Source organism: Nocardia altamirensis NBRC 108246 (genome assembly GCF_001612685.1).
Taxonomy (GTDB): domain Bacteria; phylum Actinomycetota; class Actinomycetes; order Mycobacteriales; family Mycobacteriaceae; genus Nocardia; species Nocardia altamirensis.
On the sequence record NZ_BDAY01000078.1, the window covers coordinates 35,233 to 59,448 of the forward strand.

18 protein-coding genes and 1 pseudogene are annotated in these 24,216 nt (G+C 65.2%); 10 read left to right on the plus strand and 9 right to left on the minus strand.

Annotated elements, in window-relative coordinates; all coding sequences use genetic code 11:
* Positions 1-86: 86 nt before the first annotated feature.
* Together NA11_RS33640 and NA11_RS46845 are read left to right on the plus strand one after the other, a co-directional pair.
* Positions 87-1,337 (plus strand): cytochrome P450 family protein, encoded by a 1,251-nt coding sequence (locus tag NA11_RS33640; RefSeq protein ID WP_069166115.1) that lies wholly within the window; start codon positions 87-89, stop codon positions 1,335-1,337.
* A gap of 1,167 nt (positions 1,338-2,504) precedes the next feature.
* Positions 2,505-3,035: pseudogene (locus tag NA11_RS46845) on the plus strand (AMP-binding protein); the annotation flags it as partial.
* 111 nt (positions 3,036-3,146) lie between these two features.
* Here NA11_RS46845 and NA11_RS33660 read toward each other — a convergent pair.
* Both NA11_RS33660 and NA11_RS33665 read right to left on the minus strand, forming a co-directional pair.
* Positions 3,147-4,406: a cytochrome P450 family protein gene (locus NA11_RS33660; RefSeq protein ID WP_069166094.1), complete on the minus strand. Its 1,260-nt coding sequence runs from the start codon at positions 4,404-4,406 to the stop codon at positions 3,147-3,149.
* 99 nt (positions 4,407-4,505) lie between these two features.
* A complete protein-coding gene (locus NA11_RS33665; protein ID WP_069166095.1) occupies positions 4,506-5,678 on the minus strand; it encodes an aminoglycoside phosphotransferase family protein in 1,173 nt (390 codons plus the stop codon).
* 599 nt (positions 5,679-6,277) lie between these two features.
* On the opposite strand from NA11_RS33665, the gene NA11_RS33670 reads away from it, so the two are divergent.
* On the plus strand, positions 6,278-7,402 hold the full coding sequence (locus tag NA11_RS33670) for an FAD-dependent oxidoreductase (RefSeq protein ID WP_069166096.1): 1,125 nt from the start codon (positions 6,278-6,280) through the stop codon (positions 7,400-7,402).
* Between the two features lie 80 nt (positions 7,403-7,482).
* Here NA11_RS33670 and NA11_RS33675 read toward each other — a convergent pair whose 3' ends face one another.
* From NA11_RS33675 to NA11_RS33690, 4 genes are all read right to left on the minus strand, one after another.
* A complete protein-coding gene (locus NA11_RS33675; protein ID WP_069166097.1) occupies positions 7,483-8,154 on the minus strand; it encodes an arsenate reductase ArsC in 672 nt (223 codons plus the stop codon).
* 15 nt (positions 8,155-8,169) lie between these two features.
* Entirely contained in the window at positions 8,170-9,255 is a 1,086-nt protein-coding gene (gene arsB, locus NA11_RS33680; RefSeq protein ID WP_069166098.1) for an ACR3 family arsenite efflux transporter, read from the minus strand.
* A complete protein-coding gene (locus NA11_RS33685) occupies positions 9,252-9,623 on the minus strand; it encodes an ArsR/SmtB family transcription factor (protein WP_069166099.1) in 372 nt (123 codons plus the stop codon). The genes arsB and NA11_RS33685 overlap by 4 nt, the downstream gene beginning before the upstream one ends.
* Positions 9,624-9,689: 66 nt before the next feature.
* Complete coding sequence (locus NA11_RS33690; protein WP_069166100.1) at positions 9,690-10,556, minus strand: helix-turn-helix domain-containing GNAT family N-acetyltransferase; 867 nt, start codon at positions 10,554-10,556, stop codon at positions 9,690-9,692.
* Positions 10,557-10,654: 98 nt separating this feature from the next.
* Here NA11_RS33690 and NA11_RS33695 point away from each other — a divergent pair, with 98 nt between their 5' ends.
* Genes NA11_RS33695 through NA11_RS33705 form a run of 3 tightly spaced genes read left to right on the plus strand, consistent with a single transcriptional unit; the run spans position 10,655 to position 14,324 of the window.
* Complete coding sequence (locus NA11_RS33695; RefSeq protein WP_069166101.1) at positions 10,655-12,028, plus strand: FAD-dependent oxidoreductase; 1,374 nt, start codon at positions 10,655-10,657, stop codon at positions 12,026-12,028.
* A gap of 11 nt (positions 12,029-12,039) precedes the next feature.
* A complete protein-coding gene (locus NA11_RS33700; RefSeq protein ID WP_069166102.1) occupies positions 12,040-13,260 on the plus strand; it encodes an MFS transporter in 1,221 nt (406 codons plus the stop codon).
* A complete protein-coding gene (locus NA11_RS33705) occupies positions 13,257-14,324 on the plus strand; it encodes a flavin-containing monooxygenase (RefSeq protein ID WP_069166103.1) in 1,068 nt (355 codons plus the stop codon). Before NA11_RS33700 ends, NA11_RS33705 begins: the two co-directional genes overlap by 4 nt.
* Positions 14,325-14,339: 15 nt before the next feature.
* Here NA11_RS33705 and NA11_RS33710 read toward each other — a convergent pair whose 3' ends face one another.
* Positions 14,340-15,245 (minus strand): dienelactone hydrolase family protein, encoded by a 906-nt coding sequence (locus NA11_RS33710; protein ID WP_069166104.1) that lies wholly within the window; start codon positions 15,243-15,245, stop codon positions 14,340-14,342.
* Between the two features lie 73 nt (positions 15,246-15,318).
* Here NA11_RS33710 and NA11_RS33715 point away from each other — a divergent pair, with 73 nt between their 5' ends.
* Together NA11_RS33715 and NA11_RS33720 are read left to right on the plus strand one after the other, a co-directional pair.
* Entirely contained in the window at positions 15,319-16,332 is a 1,014-nt protein-coding gene (locus NA11_RS33715) for a GlxA family transcriptional regulator (RefSeq protein WP_069166105.1), read from the plus strand.
* A 200-nt stretch (positions 16,333-16,532) separates the two neighbouring features.
* Positions 16,533-17,078, plus strand: coding sequence for a GNAT family N-acetyltransferase (locus NA11_RS33720; protein ID WP_069166106.1), 546 nt, complete (start codon positions 16,533-16,535; stop codon positions 17,076-17,078).
* Positions 17,079-17,136: 58 nt separating this feature from the next.
* On the opposite strand, the gene NA11_RS33725 is transcribed toward NA11_RS33720, so the two are convergent.
* On the minus strand, positions 17,137-18,471 hold the full coding sequence (locus tag NA11_RS33725) for a family 1 glycosylhydrolase (protein ID WP_069166107.1): 1,335 nt from the start codon (positions 18,469-18,471) through the stop codon (positions 17,137-17,139).
* Between the two features lie 25 nt (positions 18,472-18,496).
* Positions 18,497-22,354, minus strand: coding sequence for an NACHT and WD repeat domain-containing protein (locus NA11_RS33730; RefSeq protein ID WP_069166108.1), 3,858 nt, complete (start codon positions 22,352-22,354; stop codon positions 18,497-18,499).
* Between the two features lie 191 nt (positions 22,355-22,545).
* On the opposite strand from NA11_RS33730, the gene NA11_RS47245 reads away from it, so the two are divergent.
* Together NA11_RS47245 and NA11_RS33735 are read left to right on the plus strand one after the other, a co-directional pair.
* The gene (locus NA11_RS47245) at positions 22,546-22,989 is read left to right on the plus strand and encodes a YdcF family protein (protein WP_369691179.1); all 444 of its coding nucleotides are present in this window, start codon (positions 22,546-22,548) and stop codon (positions 22,987-22,989) included.
* Positions 22,990-23,191: 202 nt separating this feature from the next.
* Complete coding sequence (locus NA11_RS33735; RefSeq protein WP_069166109.1) at positions 23,192-24,079, plus strand: Sco1979 family transcriptional regulator; 888 nt, start codon at positions 23,192-23,194, stop codon at positions 24,077-24,079.
* Positions 24,080-24,216: the final 137 nt, after the last annotated feature.

Consider the following 24,216-nt stretch of genomic DNA (forward strand, 5'->3'; position numbering starts at 1 on the left):
TCTTGTTGGCAGGTAACAAGATAGCGATGTATTTTCTGGCACGTTGCGGGTACGATGCTGGCGAAACCGATACCAAGGAGACGTCAGTGCATCCCCAGCACACGCTTCATGGCTCTACCACCGCCTCGACCCCGTCGATCGAGTTCGCAGGTCCTCGAATCGCGATCTGCAGCGAAGAATTCGCCGCCGATCCGCACAAGTTCTACCGCCGGATGCGCAAGGACTACGGCCCCTTGGTCCCAGTCGAGATGTGGCCGGGAGTACCTGCAACCCTGGTTATCAAATATCGCACCGCCGTCCGAATCCTCAACGACCCCGAGCATTTTCCCGCCGATCCGAGCATCTGGCAGAAAACGGTGCCCGCCGATATCCCGATCATGCCGATGATCGAGTACCGGCCCAACGCGATACGTACCAGCGGCGCAGCGCACGCTCGTTACCGCCATGCGTTGAACGACGCCTTGGCCGCAATGGACCTCAACTTCCTGCGATCCATAGTCGAGAGATCCGCTGTCCCGATCATCAACACGTTCTGCCGGGACGGGAACGCCGACGTCTTGAGCCAGTACGTACTCCCGCTGGTCTTTTCGGTTCTCTGCCAGGTCCTCGGATGCCCGCCGGAGATCGGCGAGCGGGTCGCCAAGGCCAGCGCGGCGATGTTCGACGGCGTGGACACCGAAACAGTGAACGCGATCATGGGCTCCGCGTTGCTCGACCTCACCGCGTTGAAGCGCGCGCACCCCGCGGACGACGTCACCACGAGGCTGGTCCAGCATCCCGCCGGATTGTCCGACGAGGAGATGGTGCATCAGTTGGTCCTGCTGTTCGCGGCCGGTGTCGAACCGCCGCTGAACCTGGTGGCCAATACCCTGCTGTTGATGCTGACCGACTCCCGGTTCACCACCGTCGACAAAGCCTGTCCGCTGTCGACCAGGACCGCGCTCGATGAGCGCCTGGCCACCGACCCGCCGATGGCGAACTACTGCATCACCTATCCTCGTCAGCCGATCATCATCGACGGCGTGTGGCTGCCCGCGAATCAGCCGATCATCGTGAGCATGGCCGCCTGCAACACCGATCCAGAGATGAACACCGGAGAGTTTCTGGACAACGGCTGGAATCTGGCGTTCAGCACGGGCCCGCATGCCTGCCCCGCACAGGCTCGGCCGTACGGGCTGCTGCTCGCACAGGAGGTCATCGACCAACTCCTGGACGTACTCCCGGAGTTGACGTTGGCGGTTGCCACAGAGGACCTCGTGTGGCGCCCTGGCCCCTTCCATCGAGCATTGACAGCATTGCCGGTGGTGTTTCCGCCTTCCGCGCCGTTGCCGGTGTGAAGGCGGTCGCCGACGTGCCCCGAATCAGTTGAAAGCCGTTGGGCGGACGCGACTTTCGTGGTAGATCAACTCGCTGAGCCGCCCGGCGTCGGCTCAGCGAACCCCTTCCACCGGGTGGTGCCTCAGCCGAGATTCAATGGCGGGCTCCCATGGCGACCCAGCCTTTGAGACAAACCGACCGGTCACGCTAAACGTCATGACCGCCAGCAAGGCGGTCGATTCCGGCGGCCAACCGGGCGGCATCGTCTTCGCTGATTCTGCCGGATTCGTTTCCGAACCAATGCAGGAAAACCTCTAGCACCTGCGATGTGCTTACTGGCTGCGGTCGCGCGAGCAGATCATCGACCTCGGGCTCGTACTCGTCGTCTGGGGCCCCCATCGCGATAAGACCCACCGGGTCGACCTCCGCGAAAAGTTTGACCACCTCGTCCCGGTGCCGCCCGACGTCTTGTTGCTTCACGCCATCAATGATCGCGTTGAGTCCACGGGAGTGCCAGTGGCGCGGATGCCGAGAATCTGCACCGTGGCCACCATCAGGACCACCGCGGTGGCAGTCACGACGTACGAGGCGGAAGCAGACGTGGCAGTAGCAGTTATTTGGCATGGCTGCGCGCGCTCCGAAAGGGCGACACTGAGGGACATCGTCCGGGGAGGTCGGCGTGAAAGATGTTATCCACGACGTGATTACGGTGGCCTGCGGCGTCATGGTGGGGGTATTGCTGCTCTATGGGCTGGGGAGCTTGCTGAAAGACATCGTAGCGAGCCTCATCCGCAGGTTGAGCGGGCGAAAACGGGCTCGGTCGCTGCGCTGGCGGCGGGTACCGCAAGCCTCGCGGGGCAATCCGGGTGATGAGTGGGATACCGGCAACGCCGGGTTGCCGCATCACGGGGACACGGGCTGCGGTGGTGGATCGAGTTACGGCGGTGGTGGGACCGGGTGTGGTGGCGGCGGATCGGGCTGTGGCGGCGGCGGTGGTCTCTGAGATCGAACCTGACGCTGACCTTGATGTCAGCCACACAGCGCTTCACAACGTCGCCGAGCCGGGCGACCCAGATGCCCGGCGCGAGACTGGTTGGCCCAGAACGGCATCGACACTCGTGCAGTCCCCCGGCCGTTCGCCGGAGCGCCGATGTTTCGTCGCCGAACGCCGACGATCTCGTCGGTTCATGCCGACCCGTTCCTTCGTCCGCGACCCCGGATTGTGGCTGCGCGCCATGTCCGAACGGCGCGCCGCGATCAGCTTCGCACCCCACTCCGCTTTCGCCCGCAGCGCTCACCGGACCTCACCCGAGGAAGTCGCCGCCCTCGACCTCGGCCACGTGTACGTCCTCGGCTGCGGTGCCGAACCCATCAATAACAGTGTGCTGCAACGGTTCCTGAATACCTTCGCCCCGGCGGGGCTGAACCCCGAAGCGCTGACGCCGTGTTACGGTCTGGCCGAGGCCACCCTCGCGGTCACGCTCTCCCCCGTGGGCCGCCGCTACCGCCCGGACTACGTCCGGGCCGATGCGTTGCCCGCGGGGCACGCCGCTCCCATCGAAAACGTCACTGCGCCTGAAGCTTCCGAGGGAGTGGAAACGCTCGTCGGTAGCGGACCGCCGCTGCGCGACCATCAGATCATCATCCGCGACACCACCGGCGCCGACCTGGGCGAGCGCGCTGTCGGTGAAATCTGGGTCCGCGGGCCGTCTGTCGCCCACGCCTACCTGGGAGCTGATCCCGAGGCGCACAACTCATTCGGTCCGGATGGCTGGCCAACGATCTCGACACCGCCGTGGCCTCAGTCGGTGGACCACCGAGCACGGTCGTCACCGTTGAAGGCCCATAGCCAGCGGGTCTATTCGAGGAAAGATGACCGGCAGGGCTGCCAATGCGCGATGGAACGGACCCGGCCGCCAGGTCGGCGCGCCAGCCGCCGGATCCAGGCGCACGTCCGGCAACGCGTCCAGCAGTTGGTCTATTGCATCCTGGGCGATCAAATAGGCCAATGACTGCGCCGGGCACGCATGTTGACCCGCTCCCCATGCCAAGTGCGAGCGGTTCCCCGACAGATCGCCACCTCGCGTTGCCGGATCGGTGTTGCAGGCCGCCATGCTGATGACAACCGGCTGATGCGCGGGCAGCCAAACTTGATCAATCAGGATCGGATGGCGTGGATAGGTGATCAGGAGATTCGCCAGCGGTGGGTCGTTGAACAACAGTTCGTCCAGCGCGTCGCGCGTGCTCAACGCGCCACCAACCACGCTGCCGCCGAACCGCTCGTCGGTGAGGATCAGCAGCAAGGTGTTCACGATCAAGTTCAGCAGGAATTCGATTCCCGTGCCGAAGATCTGGGCGACGTGCTGGGCTACCTCTTCCGCAGTCAATCCGGCGCGATGCTTCAGCAACATGGACGTGATGTCGTCTTCCGGGCGCCCTTGCTTCAGCGCAACCAGCTGTGCGAGCGTCGCATTCAGCATCTTGTTGCCGTCTTCGGCGTCGGCGCCAACGCCCTCGACGATCGCGGCAACCGCGGTCGCCAGATTTTGACCGATCTCCGGTGAGCAGCCCAGCAAGGAATTCACCACCTGGAAAACCAGTGGAAATGCGTACTGGCGGATGAGATCTGCCGAACCTTCCTGGCAGAAGCCGTTGATGAGCGGGAGGGCGATCGCTTCCACGGTGTCGTGGAACGCGTACAAATCGACCGCCTGAATGCTGTCGGTGGTCGGTGGCCGGTAGCGCAAGAAGTCAAGCCCGGTGCTCCTGCTCGCGACTGGCCGCCACTCGAGCATCGGACGGATCGGGCAGTCGGAAGGGATGTCCCGCTGCCACATTCGGGGATCGGCAGGAAAGCGATCAGGATCGTTGAGGATCTGCAGCGCGGTCCGATAGCCGAGCACGAGGGTGGCCGGCACGCCTTGCGCGAGCTCAACCGGGGCCATCGACCCGTACTTGCTGCGCAATGCTTGATAGACGCGATGTGGATCAGCGGCGAATTCAGGGGCATACAGACGTACGCGCGGTTCGCCTGTATCCGTCAGCGAACCCGGGGCGGTCGGGTCGGCCGGAGACAGCGGCGTATTCAAGTGGCGGGCTCCCCTGTTGTTCGAATGCGGCGCAGGGGGTTTACCACTGATCCCGGGTCTTCAGCACGCCACTGTTCCCAGCATCGGGACGACGATGCGTCACACGCCCAACGCGCCGAGCGAATCGAGATCCTCCAACGCCGTCGTGATCCGCCGCATCAGCGTCAAACATGTTTCGACAGGCTGCATTTCGGGTTGGTAAGCGGCTCGGCCGATGGTGAAGGCCCACGCGGCGTAGGCAAACATCGACTGCTGTCGATAGGCCAGCCACGCATCGGCGAACGAAGGCACAACTCCCCCGGCGCGTCCGAGTTCGTCGAGATACGACTCCAGCAGTGCACGGTCCCATGTCCGCCGGTCTTCGGGCTCACACGCCGAGTTGACGGTGTACGCGAAATCATGGGCCCAACCACCTCGCATGACAACCTGCCAGTCGGCCAGCCCCATCCGACCGTCGCTCGTTATGTAGGTCTGCCCAATGTGTGGATCACCGTGCAGCAACGTCGGCGCCATGTCCTTGGTCGCGATGTCCAGCGCGCGCTCGACTCCGAGCCACAACCGTTCACCTGCGCCGTGCAGCGCCACGGGTACGACCGCCTCGGCGCGTTTCAAGCCGACCACACTGCGTGTCTTCATGTCGATCGCCGAGCGGACCGCGATGAGCATCTCGTTCGGCGTATGAAGTGCTGCGATCGATGGATGCTCCCAGAACGTGCCGTGCAGCCGCGCAAGATTGCGCACCAGATCCTCTGCCTGCCCGCGAGTGATGGGAACGTTCGGCTCGATGAATTCGGCGCCGCGGGTCACGGCAACGTTCTCCATGAGCGCAATGGATCTCCAGGACGCAGGATCGGATGCGCCCCAGTACCCCTTCGGAGCTTCCATCTCTACCAAAGGACGAAAGGTCATGAAGAAGTTGGTTTCTCCGTCGATCACCCGTGCCCCACCGAGCAACATCCGCTGACGCAAGGAGGTGCTGGTCTTCGCGAACAGCTCGCTCGGCAACCCCGCCTGCTCACCCACCTCGTTGTACTCGACTCGAAGTGCCACCCGTGTCGAGGTGCCATGGCTGCCATCGAAGACTTCGAACGAACGTACCTCCGCGCCTGCGGTGTCGCGGCACAGCACGGCCGTCAGCCATTCGGAAGTGATCGTCGCGCCGGAGATGGGGACATCGTCGACCGTACGCGCCTTCGGCCGAATCACCTTCTCTTGCAGCACATGTCCGCCGACCGCCAGAAACCTTCCAAGCAACCAGAGTTTGGGATTCATTCACTTGCCTCGATTCCGGTATCGAGTCGCTACCACGTGCCGCATCCCGCTTTGAACTCGAATCATGCAGTGCAACACCGTCTTTGACTGGTTGCAGAACCAAGAACCTACTGCCAGATGTGACTCCGATTCTGTGACCATCACCAAATAGTCGAGTATGCGATACCGACTTCTCAGCCACGGGAAGCGCGTCGGACCGCGTGCCGCGCTCGGCCTGCGTCGGCGCAGCGAGCGAACCAACCCTCTGATACCCGCCTTGGGCAGAGCTCAGAGTTCGGACCGCACATAGGGATCGGCTACAGCAACAGGCCCTGAGCGGTGAGCTCTGGTCAGCGTGCGCAGTCGACCGAGGATCTTGTCCGCCGCACCGAGTTCTGGCTGCGGAGGCAACAGCTGGAGCAAGCGCTGTTGCGACCGTGGCCAACAACAACGAGCAACCGCCGCCGACCGCGGTGATGGCGCGGATGTCGGCGACCAAGCGATGACACTCAGATCCGGGTGAAGCGAGCAACTATAGCTTGACACGAACTAAGTTCGTTCAGTAGAACTTAGATCGTCACTAACGAACTAAGTTCGTTTCGATGTTTCGGAGGTGTGTGATGCGAGTTTCCGTTGTCGGAGCCGGTCTGGGAGGTCTGGCTCTCGCGCAGGGTCTGCGTGGTGCCGGGATCGAGGCCGACGTGTTCGAGCGCGACCCGGGGATCGTCGCACGGTTCCAGGGCTACCGACTCGTGCTGAACGAGATCGGTTTTCAGGCGGTGCGCGACTGCTTGCCAGCGCGCTGGCACCGGCTGCTGGACGAGATCGTCATGGACGCCTCCGCTGAGCAGTTGATCCTGGACCCGCAGCTGAACGAGATCGGCAGGCTCGGCGCGGGCCGGACCGGCATCGTCGTCGACCGGCAGGTGCTGCGACACCTGTTGCTGACCGGCCTCACCGTGCACACCGACGCCGCACTCACCGGCTACGACATCCTGGCCGACGGCAAAGTCCGAGCCCGGTTCGCCCACCGCGACCCGGCCACCGCCGACCTGCTCGTCGGGGCGGACGGCGTGACCTCCGCGGTCCGCAGGGTGCTGTCGCCGCAGACCACCCCGACCGACACCGGCGTCCGGTTCGTCATCGGCCGCACGCCGCTGACCGATGAGTTCGTCGGCCTGTCCAAGGCCTACGGCTCGAAGATCGCCGGCGACGGCGTCAGCCTGCTGCTCGGCGCGATGCGCTTCCGCACCCCGCCGAAGCAAGCCGCCGAACAACTGGCCCCCGAAGTCGTACTGCCCGACATCGGCGACTACGTGCGCTGGGCCATGATCCTGCCGCCGCACGGTTCGCTCGAGGATCTGACCGCGCAGGACGCCGTGCTGTCCAGGATGCAAGGGTGGCATCCGCTACTGCACGCGCTGATCGAGCAAGCCGATCCAGACAACAGCACGCTGCTGTCCATCCGGGTGGTCAAGCCCGGTCAGCGTTGGACGCCGGGCCCGGTCACGCTGCTCGGCGACGCGATCCACGCCACCTCGCCGACCGGCGGCAACGGCGCGAACACCGCGCTGCGCGATGCCGACCTGCTGCGCCGCTGCCTGATCGAGACCAACGCAGGCCGCCAGGACCTGCTCGGCGCGGTCGACGAGTACGAGCGGCAGATGTTCGCCTACGGCGCCGAAGCCGTGCGCAGCAGCCTCGAGAAGCTGCCCGCCTTTGCCCCTGCGGCGAAACTGTCCTGACGCATTCGCCGTAAGAACCGCACTCCCTTGCAACGCAATTGGTCTCGGCTCTGCTGGTACCTACATGCGCTCGCGGAGGTTCACCGTGCCGGGATGCCGAGTTCGGTGAGCAGGAGCCGTACGCGGGTTTCGATTTCTTCGCGGATCGGCCGGATGGTGTCGAGGTCTTGTCCGGCGGGGTCGTCGAGTGCCCATTCCTCGTAGCGGCGGCCGGGGTAGAGGGGGCAGGCGTCGCCGCAGCCCATGGTGATGATGACGTCGGCGGCTTGCAGGATTTCTTCGGTCCAGGGTTTGGGGAACTCGCCGGTGATGTCGATGCCGACTTCGCGCATGGCTTCGACTGCGGCAGGGTTGATTTCGTCGCCGGGTTCGCTGCCGCCGGACCAGGCGACGGCACGGTCGGCGGCGAGGTGGGTGAAGAAGCCGAGGGCCATTTGGGAGCGTCCGGCGTTGTGCGTGCAGAGGAACAACACGGTGGGTTTGCCGGTGTGGGCCTTGCCTTCGACGCGGGCGAGGGCGTTGAGGCGTTGGCGGGCAAAGCGTTCGGCCAGTAGTGGCAGGAAGTTGACGACTGTTGCGCGGCCTGCGAATTGGTCGTAGGAGGAGTGCAGAAATCGTTCGACGGTTTCGATGCCGAAGATGGTGTCGAAGTCGCGTTGCAGGCGGGTCGCGGCGGTTTTGAGTGCGAGCTTCTGGTCGATGGCGAGGTCGTCACGGACGTGGGTGGCGTGCGCGAGAGGGCTGTCAGTCATTGCGTGTTCCGTTGTTCAGAGGGCGTTCGATGGTGTGGTGGGTAGGAAGCGGTTGCGTAGGGCGAGGGAGACATAGACCAGGCCAACGAGTACGGGGACCTCGATGAGCGGTCCGACGACTCCCGCGAGGGCTTGGCCGGACGTGGCGCCGTAGGTGGCGATCGCGACGGCGATCGCGAGCTCGAAGTTGTTGCCAGCAGCGGTGAACGCGAGCGTCGTGGTGCGCTCGTAGCCCAGACCCATGACAGCGCCGAGGAGATAGCCCCCGCCCCACATGATGGCGAAGTAGGCCAGCAGCGGGATGGCGATGCGCACCACGTCGAGCGGTTGGGAGGTGATCTGTTTGCCTTGCAGCGCAAAGAGAATCACGATCGTGAACAGCAGCCCGTAGAGCGCCCACGGACCGATGCGCGGCAGCAGCGTCGACTCGTACCAGGGGCGACCCTTGGCGCGTTCGCCGAGACGACGGGTGAGATATCCAGCGAGCAGCGGGATTCCGAGGAAGATCAGCACGGATTTCGCGATCTGCCATGGCGAGGTGTCGATGGTGGTTTGTGGCAGGCCGAGCCAGCCGGGCAGCACCGAGAGGTAGAACCAGCCGAGCACGGCGAACATGATCACCTGGAATACCGAATTCAGCGCAACCAGCACCGCGGCGGCCTCGCGGTCACCGCAAGCCAGGTCGTTCCAGATGATGACCATCGCGATGCAGCGGGCCAGTCCGACGATGATCAGCCCGGTCCGGTATTCGGGCAGGTCCGGCAGCAGCAGCCAGGCGAGGGCGAACATCAGCGCGGGGCCGAGCAGCCAGTTCAGGACCAGCGAACCGATCAACAGTCTGCGGTCGCCGGTGACGGTGTCGAGTCGGTCGTAGCGGACCTTGGCCAGCACCGGATACATCATGATCAGCAACCCGATCGCGATCGGCAGTGAGATGCCGTCGATCTCGACCGCGCTCAACGCATCACCGAGGCCGGGAACGAGTCGGCCGAGGAGTAGTCCGGCGGCCATCGCGACGCCGATCCACACCGGCAGGAATCGATCCAGAGTGGAGAGCTTCCCGACGACGCGGCGCCCGGCGGTCGCAGTCTCGACGCTCACGCGTGCACGCTCGCGCCGCTTTCGATCAGCAAGGCATCCGAGAGCTGTTGCAGCGCTTCAGGAACCACCTTGTAGTACACCCATGACGCGCGCCGCTCACTGATCAGAAGACCGGCCTCCCGCAGCACTTTCAAGTGATGGGAAATTGTGGGTTGGCTGATGTCGAATCCATCGGACACGTCGCAGACGCACGCTTCCTGGCCCGCGCGAGAGGCGATCGAACTCAGCAGCCGCAGCCGTACAGGATCGGCCAACGCCTTGAACACTGACGCCAACTGTGCCGCATCCCCGGTTGTGAGCGGCTTTTTCGCCAACGGGGCGGCCGAACACGCCTGGGTCGGTGTGATCGTTAGCTCTGACTTCGACATGTATCGATATTGACAGTTATCAATGCCGTGGGCAAGCGAACATCGAGTGAACGACCAGCGTGACGCTCAGTTGACCGGGCTGCGGCGTTCGAGGAACACGGTGTCGCGCCATACGCCGTCGCGCTGGGCGATGCGGTCACGCAATCCGACGGTGCGGTAGCCCGCGGAGTGGTGCAGGGCGATGCTGGCGCGGTTCTCCGGGAAGATCGAGGTCTGCAACGTCCACAGTCCGGCTTCGTCGGCGGCGATGACTTGCTTGTGCAGCAACGCTTTTCCGACACCGCGACCACGCATGCCCTCGGTGACGTACACCGAGTTCTCGGCGACACCGCCGTAGCACTCGCGTGCCGACACCGGGCTCAGGGCCGCCCATCCCGCGATGGTGCCGTCGATCTCGGCGATCCAGCGGTGCTCGGGAAGCCATTGTGCGTCAAGGGATTCGCGGTCAGGGACTTCGGTGGCGAAAGTGGCGTTGCCGGTGGCGATTCCTTCGTCGTAGATACGACGCACGTCGTCCCAGTCGTCGTCGGTCATCGCGCGCACGCTCACGTCGGCGGGCAGGTTGTCGGGGCAGCACGGCAGCGGAGTGAGCACACCCATCACCGCGTCGGCGGCATGCGGCAGGCCGGTGCAGCAGGCCGGGTTCACCACCACGACGGTGGAGGTGCGGTCTTTGTGGACGCGCACGAAACCGACCTCGGCGAGCTTTCGGACGTGATGTGAGGCGGTCGGCTGGCCGACGCCGACCAGTTCGGCCAACTCGCCAACGGTGATTCCGGCCGGGCGGGAGGCAACCTGATGCAGCAGCCGGACCCGAGTCGGATCGGCCAGGCACGCGAACCATCCCGCATAGGTGGTTGCGTCCGACACCGCCAGGGCGTCGACCCGATCGGCGGCCGAGCCGCGCACGACCGGCATGTCCAGCGAAGTCATACGCACACTATATCGACGATCATCGATGGTTGCATTCATCGACAACCGTCGATACAGTCCTCTCATTGATCGATGAGTGTCGATGAAAGGAACTTGTGATGGTGAACGACCTGCCCGTCGTCGTGGTCGGTGCTGGACCGATCGGCCTGGCCGCCGCTGCCGAACTGCGCGAACGCGGGTTGATTCCGTTGGTGTTCGAACGTGGTGATACCGCGGGCGCGGCGATCGCGGAGTGGAACCACGTGCGGCTGTTCTCCCGATGGGCCGAGCTCATCGCCCCGGCCGCCCGCCGACTCCTCGGTGCAACGGACTGGGCCGTGCCCGACGCGGACACCTACCCCACCGGGCAGGAATGGGTTCGCGACTATCTCGCCCCGCTGGCCACCGCCCTCGGCGACAACGTCGTTCACCTCGGGGTCGAGGTGACCGGAGTCGCGCGACGAGGCCGAGACCGGATCGTGGACGCAGGCCGCGACACCGAACCACTCTCGGTACACCTGCGCCGAGCCGACGGCAGCGAAGACCGAGTGCTCGCCCAAGCGGTCATCGACGCCTCGGGCACCTGGACCACCCCCAATCCCCTCGGCGGAGAAGGACTTCCGGCCATCGGCGAGTCCACGGCGCGGGTGATCGAGTACCGGTTTCCCGATCTCGGCGACGCTGCGATCCGCACCCGCTATGCCGGGAAGCACACGGTGATCGCGGGTAGTGGGCATTCGGCGTTGACCGCGATCGTCGCTCTCGCCGGACTCGCCGAGCAGGAACCGGAGACACGGCTGAGCTGGGTGCTGCGCCGCGGCGAGGTCGGTTCCACCTTCGGCGGCGGCGACACCGACCAACTGCCCGCCCGCGGCGCACTCGGGCTGCGCGCGAAAGCCGCGGTCGAAGCTGGCCTGCTGCGCGTCGTCACCGGATTCCGTACCGCCGCAGTCGAACCCGCTCAGGACGGGACGGTGGTGCTGGTTTCCGATACCGGCCAGCGCCTCGAGGGTGCGGATCGGGTGGTCGCGCTGACCGGGTTCCGCCCGGACCTGACGTGGCTCTCGGAGGTCCGCCTCGCCCTTGACCCGGTCCTGCAAGCGCCGGTGCAGTTGGCGCCGTTGATCGATCCGAACGTGCACTCCTGCGGCACGGTCTACCCGCATGGAGTGAAAGAACTTTCCCATCCTGAACCCGGGTTGTTCCTGGCCGGAATGAAAAGCTACGGGCGCGCGCCGACGTTCCTGGCGATGACCGGTTATGAACAGGTTCGCTCCATCGCCGCCGCACTCGCCGGAGACCACGAGGGCGCCGAGCGCGTCGAGCTGGTGCTGCCCGAAACCGGAGTCTGCGGTGGCGCAGGGGTTTTCGACACCGTCGGTGCGCAAGCCGGCAGCGGCGGCTGTTGCGGCGGGGGTCCGTCAGAACCGCACGAGTTGTCGTTGTCCGCGCCGGTCGCGATCAAGGAATTGAACCTGACTCCTACGCACTGAAACCGCGAGCGATGCAGACTGTTTCAGTGTCATCAGCATCCGCTGCTTCGGGATTGCGGCGAGTGCTGGTTGTCCTGTGCGTCACCGAGATCACCAGCTGGGGAATCCTGTTCTACGCCTTCCCCGTTCTGCTCGGGCACATCCACGCCGACACCGGCTGGACCGACACCGCCCTCACCGCCGCCTTCTCCGCCGGGCAACTCGTCGCCGCGCTGGTCGGCATCCCGGTCGGGCGGTGGCTCGACCGCCACGGTCCACGCGCGGTGATGACCGCGGGCTCGATGTTGGCGATACCCGCGCTGATCGTCGTGGCGACCGCACCAACTCTGGTGTGGTTCTTCATCGGCTGGCTGCTGGTCGGGGTCGCGATGGGTGCGGTGCTCTACCCACCTGCCTTCGCCGCCCTGACCCGCTGGCACGGCCCCAATCGGGTCCGCGCGCTCACCGTGCTCACCCTCGCGGCCGGATTCGCCTCCACCGTCTTCGCGCCCTTGACCGCAGCGCTGTCGGCGCATCTTGATTGGCGCACAACATATCTCGTCCTCGCTGGCCTGCTGGCGGTAGTGACCGTGCCGGGACACTGGTTCGGGCTCGGGCTTGCCTGGCCAGCTCCAGAACTTGAACCCGACCACGCCGACCACGCCCCGGCGGGTACTACCGCCCGCAGCCCGGCGTTCCTGGCGTTGGCGATCACGTTGAGCGTCACGGGATTTGCGTCCTTCGCCGCGATCGTCACCCTGGTTCCGCTGTTGACCGAACGCGGACTCGATGTCGGCCTGGCCGCGATTGCGCTCGGCCTCGGTGGCGCCGGACAGGTCGCGAGCCGCCTGGGCTACTCCGCCTTCGCCGCACGCACCAGCCTGCGCACCCGCACCCTGGTGATCCTGCTCGCCATCGCCACGACCACCATCGCGCTCGGGATCTTCACCACCGCAGCAGCTTTGGTTGCCGTCGCGATCGTCGCCGGGATGGCACGCGGAGTGTTCACGCTGCTGCAAGCCACCGCCGTCACCGACCGCTGGGGCACCACCCATTACGGCCACCTCACCGCACTGCTGTCCGCGCCCATGACCGTCAGCCTGGCCCTGGCACCCTTCGGCGCCACCGCGCTCGCGACCGTTGTCGGCGGCTACCCGCACGCGTTCATCATCCTCGGCGTGCTCGCCGCTGTCGCTGCTCTGGTCTCGCTGGTCAGCATCCCCACATCTACTCCGAAGGAACACCACTCATGATCGACGCGATCGTCATCGGCGCAGGCCAATCCGGACTCGTCACCGCCAGCACCCTGCTCGACCGTCATATCACCCCGATCGTGCTCGAATCCGGGCCCGAACCCGTTGGCTCCTGGCCGCGCTACTACGACAGCCTCACCCTGTTCTCCCCCGCCCAACACAGCACGCTGCCCGGACTATCGTTCCCCGCCGACCCCGACCACTATCCCCTTCGCGACGAAGTCATCGACTACCTACGCCAGTACGCTGCCGATCTCGACGCCGACATCCGCACCAACACCGCCGTCACCGGAGTCGAAACCCACCCCGACACCGGATTCCTCGTCCACACCAACACCGGCCAGACCCTGCACACTGCCGGAATCGTCGCCGCCACAGGATCATTCAACAACCCGCACATACCCGAGCTGCCCGGACAACACACCTTCACCGGCAACACCCTCCATGTTGGCGACTATCGAAACCCCAACCCCTATGCAGGACAACGCATCATCGTTGTCGGCGCGGGCAACTCCGCCATCCAGATCGCCTACGAACTCGCCGAGGTGGCCACCGTCACTCTCGCCACCCACCACCCGATCAACTTCTTACCCCAACACCGCGACGGCCGCGACATCCACCACTGGCTCGTCACCACCGGCTTCGACCGGCTCCCACCCGAATGGCTCATCCGCTACGTCGGCGGCACCCTTGTCCTCGACACCGGAATATATCGGAATGCCCTCGACACCGGTCGCCTCGACCGACGGCCCATGTTCACCAGCTTCGACACCGACACCGTCACCTGGCCCGACGACACCCGCGAACACGTCGACACCGTCATTTTCGCCACCGGCTACCGCCCCAACCTCTCTTACCTCGAACGACTCGGCACGCTCCACGATGGCTATCCGCTGCACTCCGCGGGCGTCTCGACGACCCACCCCGGCTTGGTCTACCTCGGTCTCGAATTTCAGCGCAGCTTCTCCTCCAACACGCTGCGCGGAGTCCACCGCGACGCCGAACACGTCGTCACCGCCCTCACTGCGCACATCCACCGGGCACCGGCTGCCGTCGGATTGTGAACGTAGGGGCGTGCGTCAGGAGTGGTCGACCGAGGACTTGATCGGGTCGTCGACGCTGGTCGGTGCAGGCTGGCGGCTGGTGGGCGGCAACGGAACGTCCGCAGTCAGCCGGTCGACGAGAAAGGCGAGGATCTCGTCGCGGGCCGCGGCCGTCGGCTCCCCCGCCGCATCGACCAGATGCGCGGTGACCACGCTGTGTGGGCAGCCGACGATCTGTGAGAAGAACGGCGGCGGACTGGGATTCGCGGCCTCGGCCGGTAGCACTCGCGGCTCGAACCGCGGGCCGAGCGCCGCGGCGTAGGCGGCGAAACGCTGCGCGGTGCAGAAGCGGTCGCCCTCGAAGCGATAGGCGCGCACGACGAGATCATCGCGATCGAGTCGCTCCCGCACGGCCGCGAGCTCATCGGGCGAAATCTCCAGTCCGCCAGGCTCATCCAGCGGCAGCGACGGCTGGCACAGCACCGGTGCCAGCATCACGGGCTCGAGCATCATGGTGAGCGCGAAATTCCCGGTGAAGCACATGCCCAGTGCGCCGACGCCGAGACCGCCGCATTCACGATGGGCCATGGCTGCCAGCGCACGCAGCCACACAGCGACCGGACTGGACTTGCCCGCGCCGAAAGCCCGGAATTCCGCGCTGACGCAGGCTCGTTTGAAGACTTCCACGCCGGCCTCCGCCTCCGGATAGGCGCCGTCGCGGCCGAACAGTGACGGCAGATAGACGGTGAGCCCGGCGTCACGCACCCAGCGGGCGAAGCGCGCCACATCGGGACTGATGCCGGGCATTTCCGCCATGACGATGACCGCCGGGCCGATGCCGCTGACGTACACCGTGCGGGCTACTCCGTCGAGCGTGATCGTCCGGGGTGTGAAGTCGGCGAGGTCGTCGTCGAGGGAATCCTGCGGAAGAGGTTGCTGCACACCCCAACCCTGCCGCAGCAGGTCAGCGCACCACTATTGGCAGGATCGCCACTTTTCGGTCTAATCTCGCCACATGATTACCCACCTTCCGCTGGACGGTGTGCTCGAAGGTGCACTCGGCCTCGGTATCGACATCGTCGACACAGCAGCCGGGATCGCCGGTGACGCGACGGGCGGGCGGCTGCAGCAGCGCGTCGCATCACTCGACGGGCAGCCGGTCCGATCCAGCCGTGGGCGGCTGATCAGTGTCGACACCGAAACCCCGCTCGGCGCAGCGGAATTCGAACCCGGCGATATCCTGGTGCTGCCGGGGCCGTCCGCGTCCACCGAAGCGCGTGTCGAGGAACTGCTGACCTCACCCCAGACCATGCAGGCCGTCGAAATCATCCGGCGTGCCGCCGATTCCGGCGCCACGGTAGCTGCCTCCTGCTCGGCTGTCTTCGTGCTCGCAGCCTCGGGTCTGCTGTCTGGCCGGGCCGCCACCACCACATGGTGGCTGGCGCCACTGCTGGCCCGCCGCTTCCCCGATGTCACCGTGCACTCCGATCGCATGGTGGTCGACAGCGGCGCAATCCTCACCGCCGGTGCAGCTTTCGCCCACACAGATCTACTGCTGGCGCTGGTCGCCCGCCTCGGCGGCGGCGCACTGGCCGAGCAGGTCGGTCACTACCTGGTGCTCGATGCCCGCATGTCGCAGTCGCGCTACATGGTGCTAGAGCACCTACGCGCCACCGACCCAGTGCTGCGCGCCGTGCAACAGCACGTCCACGCCAACCTGCACCGACAACTATCGCTCGACGAATTAGCCAGTGCCGCATCGGTTTCTCCACGCACCCTGACCCGCCGCATCCGCGACCGAGCCGGCGTCTCCCCCACCCACTACGTTCATCGCCTCCGAGTCGGGCAAGCAGCCACCCTACTCACAACCACCCACGAACCCGTCGACGCGATCGCAGGCGCAGTGGGTTACGCCGATCCGTCAGCCTTCCGACGCATCTACCGCAGACACACCGGCGAAACACCGACCGCCACCCGCACCCGCGCAACCGAATGCTCGACACCGAGCAGAGCCGCCGCCTCCTCATAGATCAGCTGGATCCTGTCCAGCAATTCCCGGAACTTGCTCTCGCGGACAGGGTCCGGCACCAGGTTTCCTTTCATCGGCTCGAGCTATCCGCGGATGATGACTTCTATCGCGTCGGGCTGCACCCCGTACGTGGCGGATAGCCCAGCCCTGGCCTGCGCGATCGTGAGGTTCACCGCCTCCTCGCGCCCTACGATGTCGGCATGGGCGAGCACCGGCCGACGACAGCACGGCTGAAGACCGGTCGATTATCGTTGCGCCGCCCAACAATCGACGATGTCGATGCGATCTTCACGATCCACAACGATCCTGAAACCTGCGTTCACAACCCCTCTGATGCGCTGACCGAACGCTGCGAGGCACACGCACTCTACGCCCGGTGGAACGACCAATGGCAGCGCAACGGATACGGCTACTGGGTCGTGCTCCGCCACGGTGAGACCGAGCCACTCGGGTTTTGCGGCGTCAAACCGATGGAACTGAACGGAACAGCGGTGCTCAATCTCTTCTGCCGCTTCGCTCCCTCGGCATGGGGACAGGGCTACGCCAGCGAAGCCGCAGCCACCGTCATCGCCTGGTCATCCCAGCACGTGCCACACCTGCCGCTGATCGCCCGAATCCGACCAGCCAACATTGCCTCTCAACGCATGGCGATCCGAGCCGGTCTGACTCGCGCGCAACATCTAGACGGCCCCGGCTACGACGGCACTGACTGGATCTACATAGCCGAACCAGCAGACAACACTTGACGAAAACCCACTGCCCAACACCAACGGTCGTGTCACCTGGTGCAGCGCTGGGATGAGTTCAGTGCGGGAGGGTTACTGGGTCGGTGCAGCTGGTGGGGAGGTCGACGAATGAGCAGGTGGCTGGTGGGCGGGAGGGGCGATAGGTGCTTGGTACTCCGCCGGATGCGGTGATGGCGCGGTAGGCGGGGACGGCGTCGGTGGGGTTGCGGGTGAGGGTGGGGTCGGTGGCGACGTCGACGGTGTAGAGGCCGAAACGTAGTGCGTAGCTGCCCCATGCGAAGCTGTCGGTGAGGGTCCAGTAGGTGTAGCCGATTACGTTGATTCCGTCGGCGTGGGCGCGCTGCAACCAGTAGACGGTGTCGCGCAGGTGGGTGGCGCGGCTATATCCGTCGTCTCGCAGGCCGTTTCGCATCACCAGTCCGCTTTCCACCACATACACCGGTTTGCCGGGGAATCTGTGTGCGCAATAGTGCAGTGCGTAATAGATCGATTCCGGTTGTACAGCGTGCGTCAGCGGGCTATTCAGGTCTTGCGGTGCGATCAGCGTGTGCTCTGCCAGCTGTGGCAGCGTGTCCAGCGAGAAGCTGATGTAGGTACCGAGACCGACGAAATCCAAGCGGTCGATGACCCTATCCAATAGCAGGCTTTCCGTGGCATCCGCGATCGTGCCTGCCGCGAGGTTCATCGACATCGTCACCTGCGCACTCGGCTGCACCAGGTGGATGTGGTCGTAGATGGCGTTGTGCACCTGGGCAATTCGCAACGCCATCACTGAAAGGCCTGTGGTCGGTAGCGTGTCGCGCGACTCGAACTTCATGTATGCGCCCGGGTTGGCCACCGTTATCCACAGCGGGTCGCGGCATGCGTAGCGGTCCACCACTTTGCGGGCATTGTCCAGCCACGCCTCGACGATGCCCGGATCGCCCCAACCGCCACGCTCGGCGATCCACACCGGATACACCCAGTGATCGAGGGTGAGCATCGGGCGGATTCCATTGGCGGCCATGGCATCCAGTACACGGTCGTAGAATTCGAAACCGGCCTCGTCCCATTCGCCGCGCCTGGGCTGCAGCCGCGCCCACTCGATGCTGATGCCGTACACCCCGACCCCGAGGCCTGCGGCCAGCGCGATATCAGCTGTGTACCGAGTGTAGAAGTCCACGCTATCGGGGAATCGGCCGAGCACGGAGCGTTCAGTGAACAGCCGCCGCTGGTGACTGTCGGGTGTGTGACCTTCACTCTGAAATCCGGAACCCGCAACACCCCAGAGGAATTCGTGCCCTAGTGGCGGCAGATCTATAGGCGGCGCTGGCCGCCCGGCAGCAGCTGCTGGTCTGCCGATGAGACCCGCCACCGCAAGACCGAACGCGGTACGCCGGGTGAATCGTCGCATGGTGTCTTCACTTTCGAACAAGCGATCACGGACATAGCGGTGGCAGCTTCCGTCCCGGCAAGTAAGTGCTGAGGTCGGTGGTGATGGTGGTGGCGGTGAGGGTGCAGATACGACGTGCGGCGTGCTCGGGCTCGAGGTCCCAGAGTCGAACAGCCCCTTGGCCGCCGGTGCCGATGAGGTAGTTGGCTTTCGGATGAAAGGCGACATGCCACCGGCCTGAACCTGGTGGGGTGAGGGACGGGCCATAGGGGCTGGGGCGTTCGGGATCGGTGAAGGTCCAAAGCCGAACGGTGGAGTCGGTGCCTGCGGTAGCCAGGCGACGGCCATCGGGACTGATGTCCACCGAGGTGACAGCGCTTCTGCTGGCCGCCAGTGGATCTCCTAGTGGCCGAATGGTTCCCGGGTCGGTGATGTCGAAAATACGGGCTGTGCCAGCGTCCCATCCGGCGACGACGGTGCGGTGGTCGGGGCTGACCGCGAGGCCGCCGCCGTCGCCCAGCCTGTCCGCGGTGGTGGTGCCGATCGGCCCAGTGGCGTGCTCCGGCGACAGCGGTGTGTCCCATAAGTTGAGTTTGTCGGCAAGTGTGGCGCCGATCTTGCCGTCGCGGCTGGCGGCGAATCGAAATCCCGTGCGCAACAGTCGACCCGATGACGGCACGACGATCGCTGCGCTGCGCTGCACCGGCCGGTCGGGGTTGGCGTAGTCCCAGACGGTCAAACTCATGACCGGTCCTCGGGAGAGGGTGACCAGCATCTGCTGATCGAGGGCGAACGCAACAGCGGCAGATTCCGGGAAACGGTGTGTCGCACGGGGTTTGCCTGGGTCGGAGATGTCGAGGAGCGTGATCACCCCGTTGATCGATAGTGCTGCAAACCGACCGTCGAAACTCACGACGGGGACGATGGTGGACGCACCTGCGATTTCGGTGACGTTGTCGACGGTGCCGCGTAGCTGCGGTGCTGCGGGGTCGTGGATGTCCCAGATGCGGGCGGCGGCGCCGTGGGCAGTGGTAATCATCCGGGTACCGTCAGCGCTGACCGCCGGGGGCTGGATCTGTCCGGCTTGCCCAGCCGGAGTCGTGCTCGGCAGCGACCATTGCTGCACCGTGCCGCCGACGGTGGCGATCGTGAAGGTGCGTCCGTCGGGGCTGAAGGCTGCGCCCGCCGGTTTGGTGGAGCATCGCCGGTTGCCGGATGCGCCGAGGCAGGTTGCGGCAGCGGTCAGCGGCGGTCCTAAAGGGGAGGGGTGTGCGAGGTCGGCGAGGTTCCACAGTTGGGTACCGAAGGATGTGACGGTTGCGAGGGTCCGGCTGTCGGGGCTGAGAATTGTGCTGATCAGGTCATAGGCGGAGCGGACGGGGAAGCTTGCGGCAGCAGGGGTCGGATGGTGGGGGTCTTCAATGTTCAGGAACCGAATTTCGGCGTCGCTGCCGGGTGGCTGCGACGGCCAACGGCCTCCGGCGACCAGCAGCGGCGTGCTGGCGGAGAAATCCAGGACCATTCGTCCCTCGACGACTTGCGCGACCTGTGTTCCGGTATGGGTGCCTGGTGCTGCGTCGAGGTCCCACAGTCGAGCGGTGAGCGTCTGGACGAACGAGCCTGGCGCCGTCCCGCTTCCTGTCAACAGCGTTTTGTCGTTACCGCTGAATCCCACCCCGTAGACGGTTTCACCGACGGTCAGAGATGGCGAGCGAGGTTTGGCTGTCTGGGGGTCGGTGATATCCCACAGCGTGACCCGATCGTCGTTGGCGATGGCGACACTGCGGCCGTCGCGTGAGAGCGCCAGGCTCGTAATCGGGGACCCGGTGTCGAGGACGTGTAGCAAGCGGGGCTGTTCGGGGGCGGACAGGTCATAGATTCGCGCGGTGTGGTCTGCGCTGCCCGCAATCAGTGTCGATCCATGCCCATCGAGACTGGTGATTTGACTGGTGTGGTCGGTAATCATTGCCGTCAAGGCAATGGTGGCCGGGTCGCGCACTCGGATGACATGATCGTCACCCGCGGTGACCAGCAGACCGTTGTCGAGGTAGACGAGCCCGGTGACTTCTCCGTCGTGGTCGGCGAAAGTGCGTGCCACCGGCAGGTTCTGACTCGCGACAAGACGTGCGGCGGCATCAGGACTACCGGGGCGCAGGCGCTGTGCGAGAAGGCTGAGTTCGGCGGACAGCGTCGGTTCGCTGTTCTGCAAGCGGTCGGCCTCGCTCAGCACAGTGGTGAAGAAGACCTCGTCGCGCTCCCTGCTGGTGATGTCGGCGCGGACGATACTGGTCAGCGCGGCGACCAGCAGCACGACCACCGCCGCCGCGAGCCCGACCTGCGCGGCGATGCGCCTGCGGTGCTGCCGGATGCCTGCGATGAGGAATTCGCCGGTCTGCCCGGTCGGTCTCGGTTGATGTTCGCGGGCCTGCGCCAGGCGCGCGCCGCGATACAGCAGGGCTCGGTTGCGTTGCGAGGCAGACCATTCCGCAGCGTCGGCGGCGACCCGCTGACGAACGAGGTGGCCTTCGCGATCGGCGTCGATCCACTTCCGCAGCTCCGGCCATGCGTCGATGACCACCTCGTGGGTGAGGATCGCGGCGTCGGTGTCGAGGGTGATCAGCCGTGCCTGGGCAAGGGTTTCCAACGCTGTCGCTGCGGCGTCGGGGTCGCTGGTGTGCGCGAGCAGATCGACGCGGGCAACCCGGCGTCGGGTATCGCGGGTGTCGTGGCCGACCGTGACCATCTGTAGCAGCATGTCTTTGGACGCTGTCTGCTGCGAGTCATCCAGTTTCTGCCACGCGGTGTCGGCGGTGTGGGCCACCGACCCGGCGACACCGCCCGCGGCCCGGTAACCGTCGACGGACAGCTTGCGTCCCTTGCGTCGATGCCAGGCTGCCTCCATGACATGCGACAGCAGCGGCAGCGCACCCGAACTGTCACCATCGGTGACGTCACCGAGCCCGCTGAGTTCGGTCAGGATCAGTTCCACCAGGCCGGGTTCCAGCTTCAGTTCCGCCATGGCTGCCGGTTTGATGATCGCATCGGTCAGTTCATCGCTGCTCATCGCGGATAGTAGGAAAGGGCGCTTGGTGATGGCGTTGGCCAGCACTGGATAGTCGAGGCATGGCGCAAAGAAGTCGGCGCGCACCGCGATAACCACCGTGACACCCTGATCCGCGCAGCGCGGCAACCGGTCGATGAACGCCCTGCGAGTGTTGTCGCCGATGGCCGCGGTGAACAGTTCCTCGAACTGGTCGACGACCATCAGACGCCGACCGCCACGATCCGACGGGATCTCGATCGCGGCGAGATCCGGGTCCGGCGTGCTGGTGGTGGTCGTCCATTCAGGCCCGAGAGCCGGGATCAGTCCGGCGGCGAGTAGCGACGACTTGCCTGCGCCGGAGGCGCCGAACACAACGACGATCCCGCCACCGGCCCGGTCGGTCGATCGGACCAGCGCCACCAGGTCGTCGGTCGCGCGTTCGCGGCCGAAAAACCGCTCGGCATCGCCCGAAAAGTACGGTGCCAAGCCTTGATACGGGCAATGGGGGTCTTCCGGAGGTTTCCAGGCATTGGCCTCAGACCACAGGCGTTGCCAGTCCCGCAGGTTGAGAAGTCCTGCGGGAGGCCGCCCTTGGGCATGTTTCGCCAGGTCGATCAGCGTCAGCAGGGCCGGTCGAAGCACTTCCCATCGGGCCGGGATGGCACCGGCGCGCCAATCGCTGAGTCGCTGGGTCGTGACCGTCCCGGCGTGGCCCCTGGCTGCCGCCTCACGCTGGTTGGCCGTGCGCGCCACCCGATCGAGGACGGGACTCCCCGCGCGTTCCCACAGTCTGTTGAACTGTCGGGTGAACGCCTTGCGGGGTGAACTATCGACACCCTGATCCCCTGCCGTATCACCCATCGGCGGCACGTCGACTTTGCCAGCGCCATAAACGATCTCCGGACATCAACGTCTCAACTCCCCTGGTTTCGACATCTTCCCCTGCGGCACAACCACATCGACGATACCTCCGGCGGGCGCTGACGATTCGTCCCTTGCCCGGAATCCTCTGCGCGTCAGCATATCCGGGTGAGTCGCGTGCACCAGCGCAGGTGCTGCACGGCCCGACCGGGTTTCACTGCCGGACCGGGAAACTCGAAAACACTCTCCTACCAGCAACTTCGCCCGTCCGTAGACAAGAGACCGATTGGCCCGCAACTGCCGCAGCGCCAGGCTTTCTTCAGAGCCTCACCGACCCAACGAAGCAGCTCGGCGGGGTTCCGCAAGAAACGTCTGGAGGCGGATTCGGGCTCCGGAGGGGAGAGCCTTCCGCCTCCAGACGGCAAACCAGGGGCCAGATAGTCGAAGAGTCGACGGCAGGCGACACAAAGCAGAACGCGCAGCGCACAGCGGAAATTCTGCGCAACCGAGGAATGATTCCAGCAGTCGTCCTCGTCACCTCGGGATGTCACATGGCCAGAGCAACCAGCCTTTTCGAGGGCGCAGGTGTGACAGTCGTCCGTGGTGTGAAGGCTCCTGGAGACACGTCGTGCTGATCATGGGCAACCAGCGCCATGGCCGAAGATATGCTCGTCGGGCGGTCCACCGGACCGTGACGCCCGGGCTGGATGAACACTCGAGGTCGTGGCCGGACTGATATTGGGTACATGAACGGTATCATCAGTGCGGACGCGGTGTGCTTGCGACGGTAAGGGCGGCGCTGCCGCTGGTAGCCGTCGGATATCGGAGTTGAAGCTCATGAACGCAGAACCGAAACGGATCTCTGTCGATTCGAGCGTCGCGGAACGCGGCCCGACAGCGTTACGTATCGCGGTCGGCGGTCAGTTGCGGGCGCTGCGTGAAGCGAGCGGCATTACGCCGCAGGTAGCAGGCGACCACATTCGTGGCTCGTATGCCAAGATCAGTCGGCTCGAGCTCGGCCGGACCGGGTTCAAAGAGCGCGACATCGTGGATCTGCTTGACCTGTACGGGGTTACCGACGCAGATCAGCGAAATATGTTCCTGGATCTGGCACGTAAGGCGAACCTGCCGGGTTGGTGGCATCGCTACAGCGATCTGCTGCCGCAATGGTTCGAGACCTATATCGGGCTGGAAGGCGCGGCAAAGACGATCAGAACCTATGAGAGCCAACTGGTTCCGGGTTTGCTGCAGACACATGACTACGCCACCGCAGTGGTCGAGGTGGGTCAGGAGTCGCCCAAGGACCCGGTGCGCCGGGTGGAATTGCGTACCAAGCGTCAGGAGATCCTGGACGCGCCCGATGGGCCGATGCTGTGGGCGGTGCTGGACGAAACCGTGCTGCACCGGCGGGTCGGCGGCACGAGGGTGCAGCGCGAGCAGATCGAGCATCTCGTAGAGATGTCGACCAAGCCGAGCGTGACCATCCAGGTGCTGTCCTACCGGTCCGGTGCCAGCGCGGCCGCGGGCACGCCGTTCACCATGCTGCGTTTCATCGAGCGAGGCCTGCCCGACATTGTCTACCTGGAACAGCTGACCACCGCGCTGTACTTGGACCGTACGGACGATGTCGCCCTCTACCGCCAGGTAATGGACCGGCTCGCGGTCCAGGCGGAGACGCCGGCGCGCTCGCGGGAACTGTTGATCGACGCTGCCGCGGCGCTCTGAGTCTTCCGGTGCGTAGATAGCGACCTATGTCGCGAGTGATGTTGGCCGGAACTGACTATCGACTGAGGGGCGAGCTCTCGCCACGCCGTTCCACGACGACACGCAGGTCTTCGGAAAGGTCCGGGCCGCGGCATTTG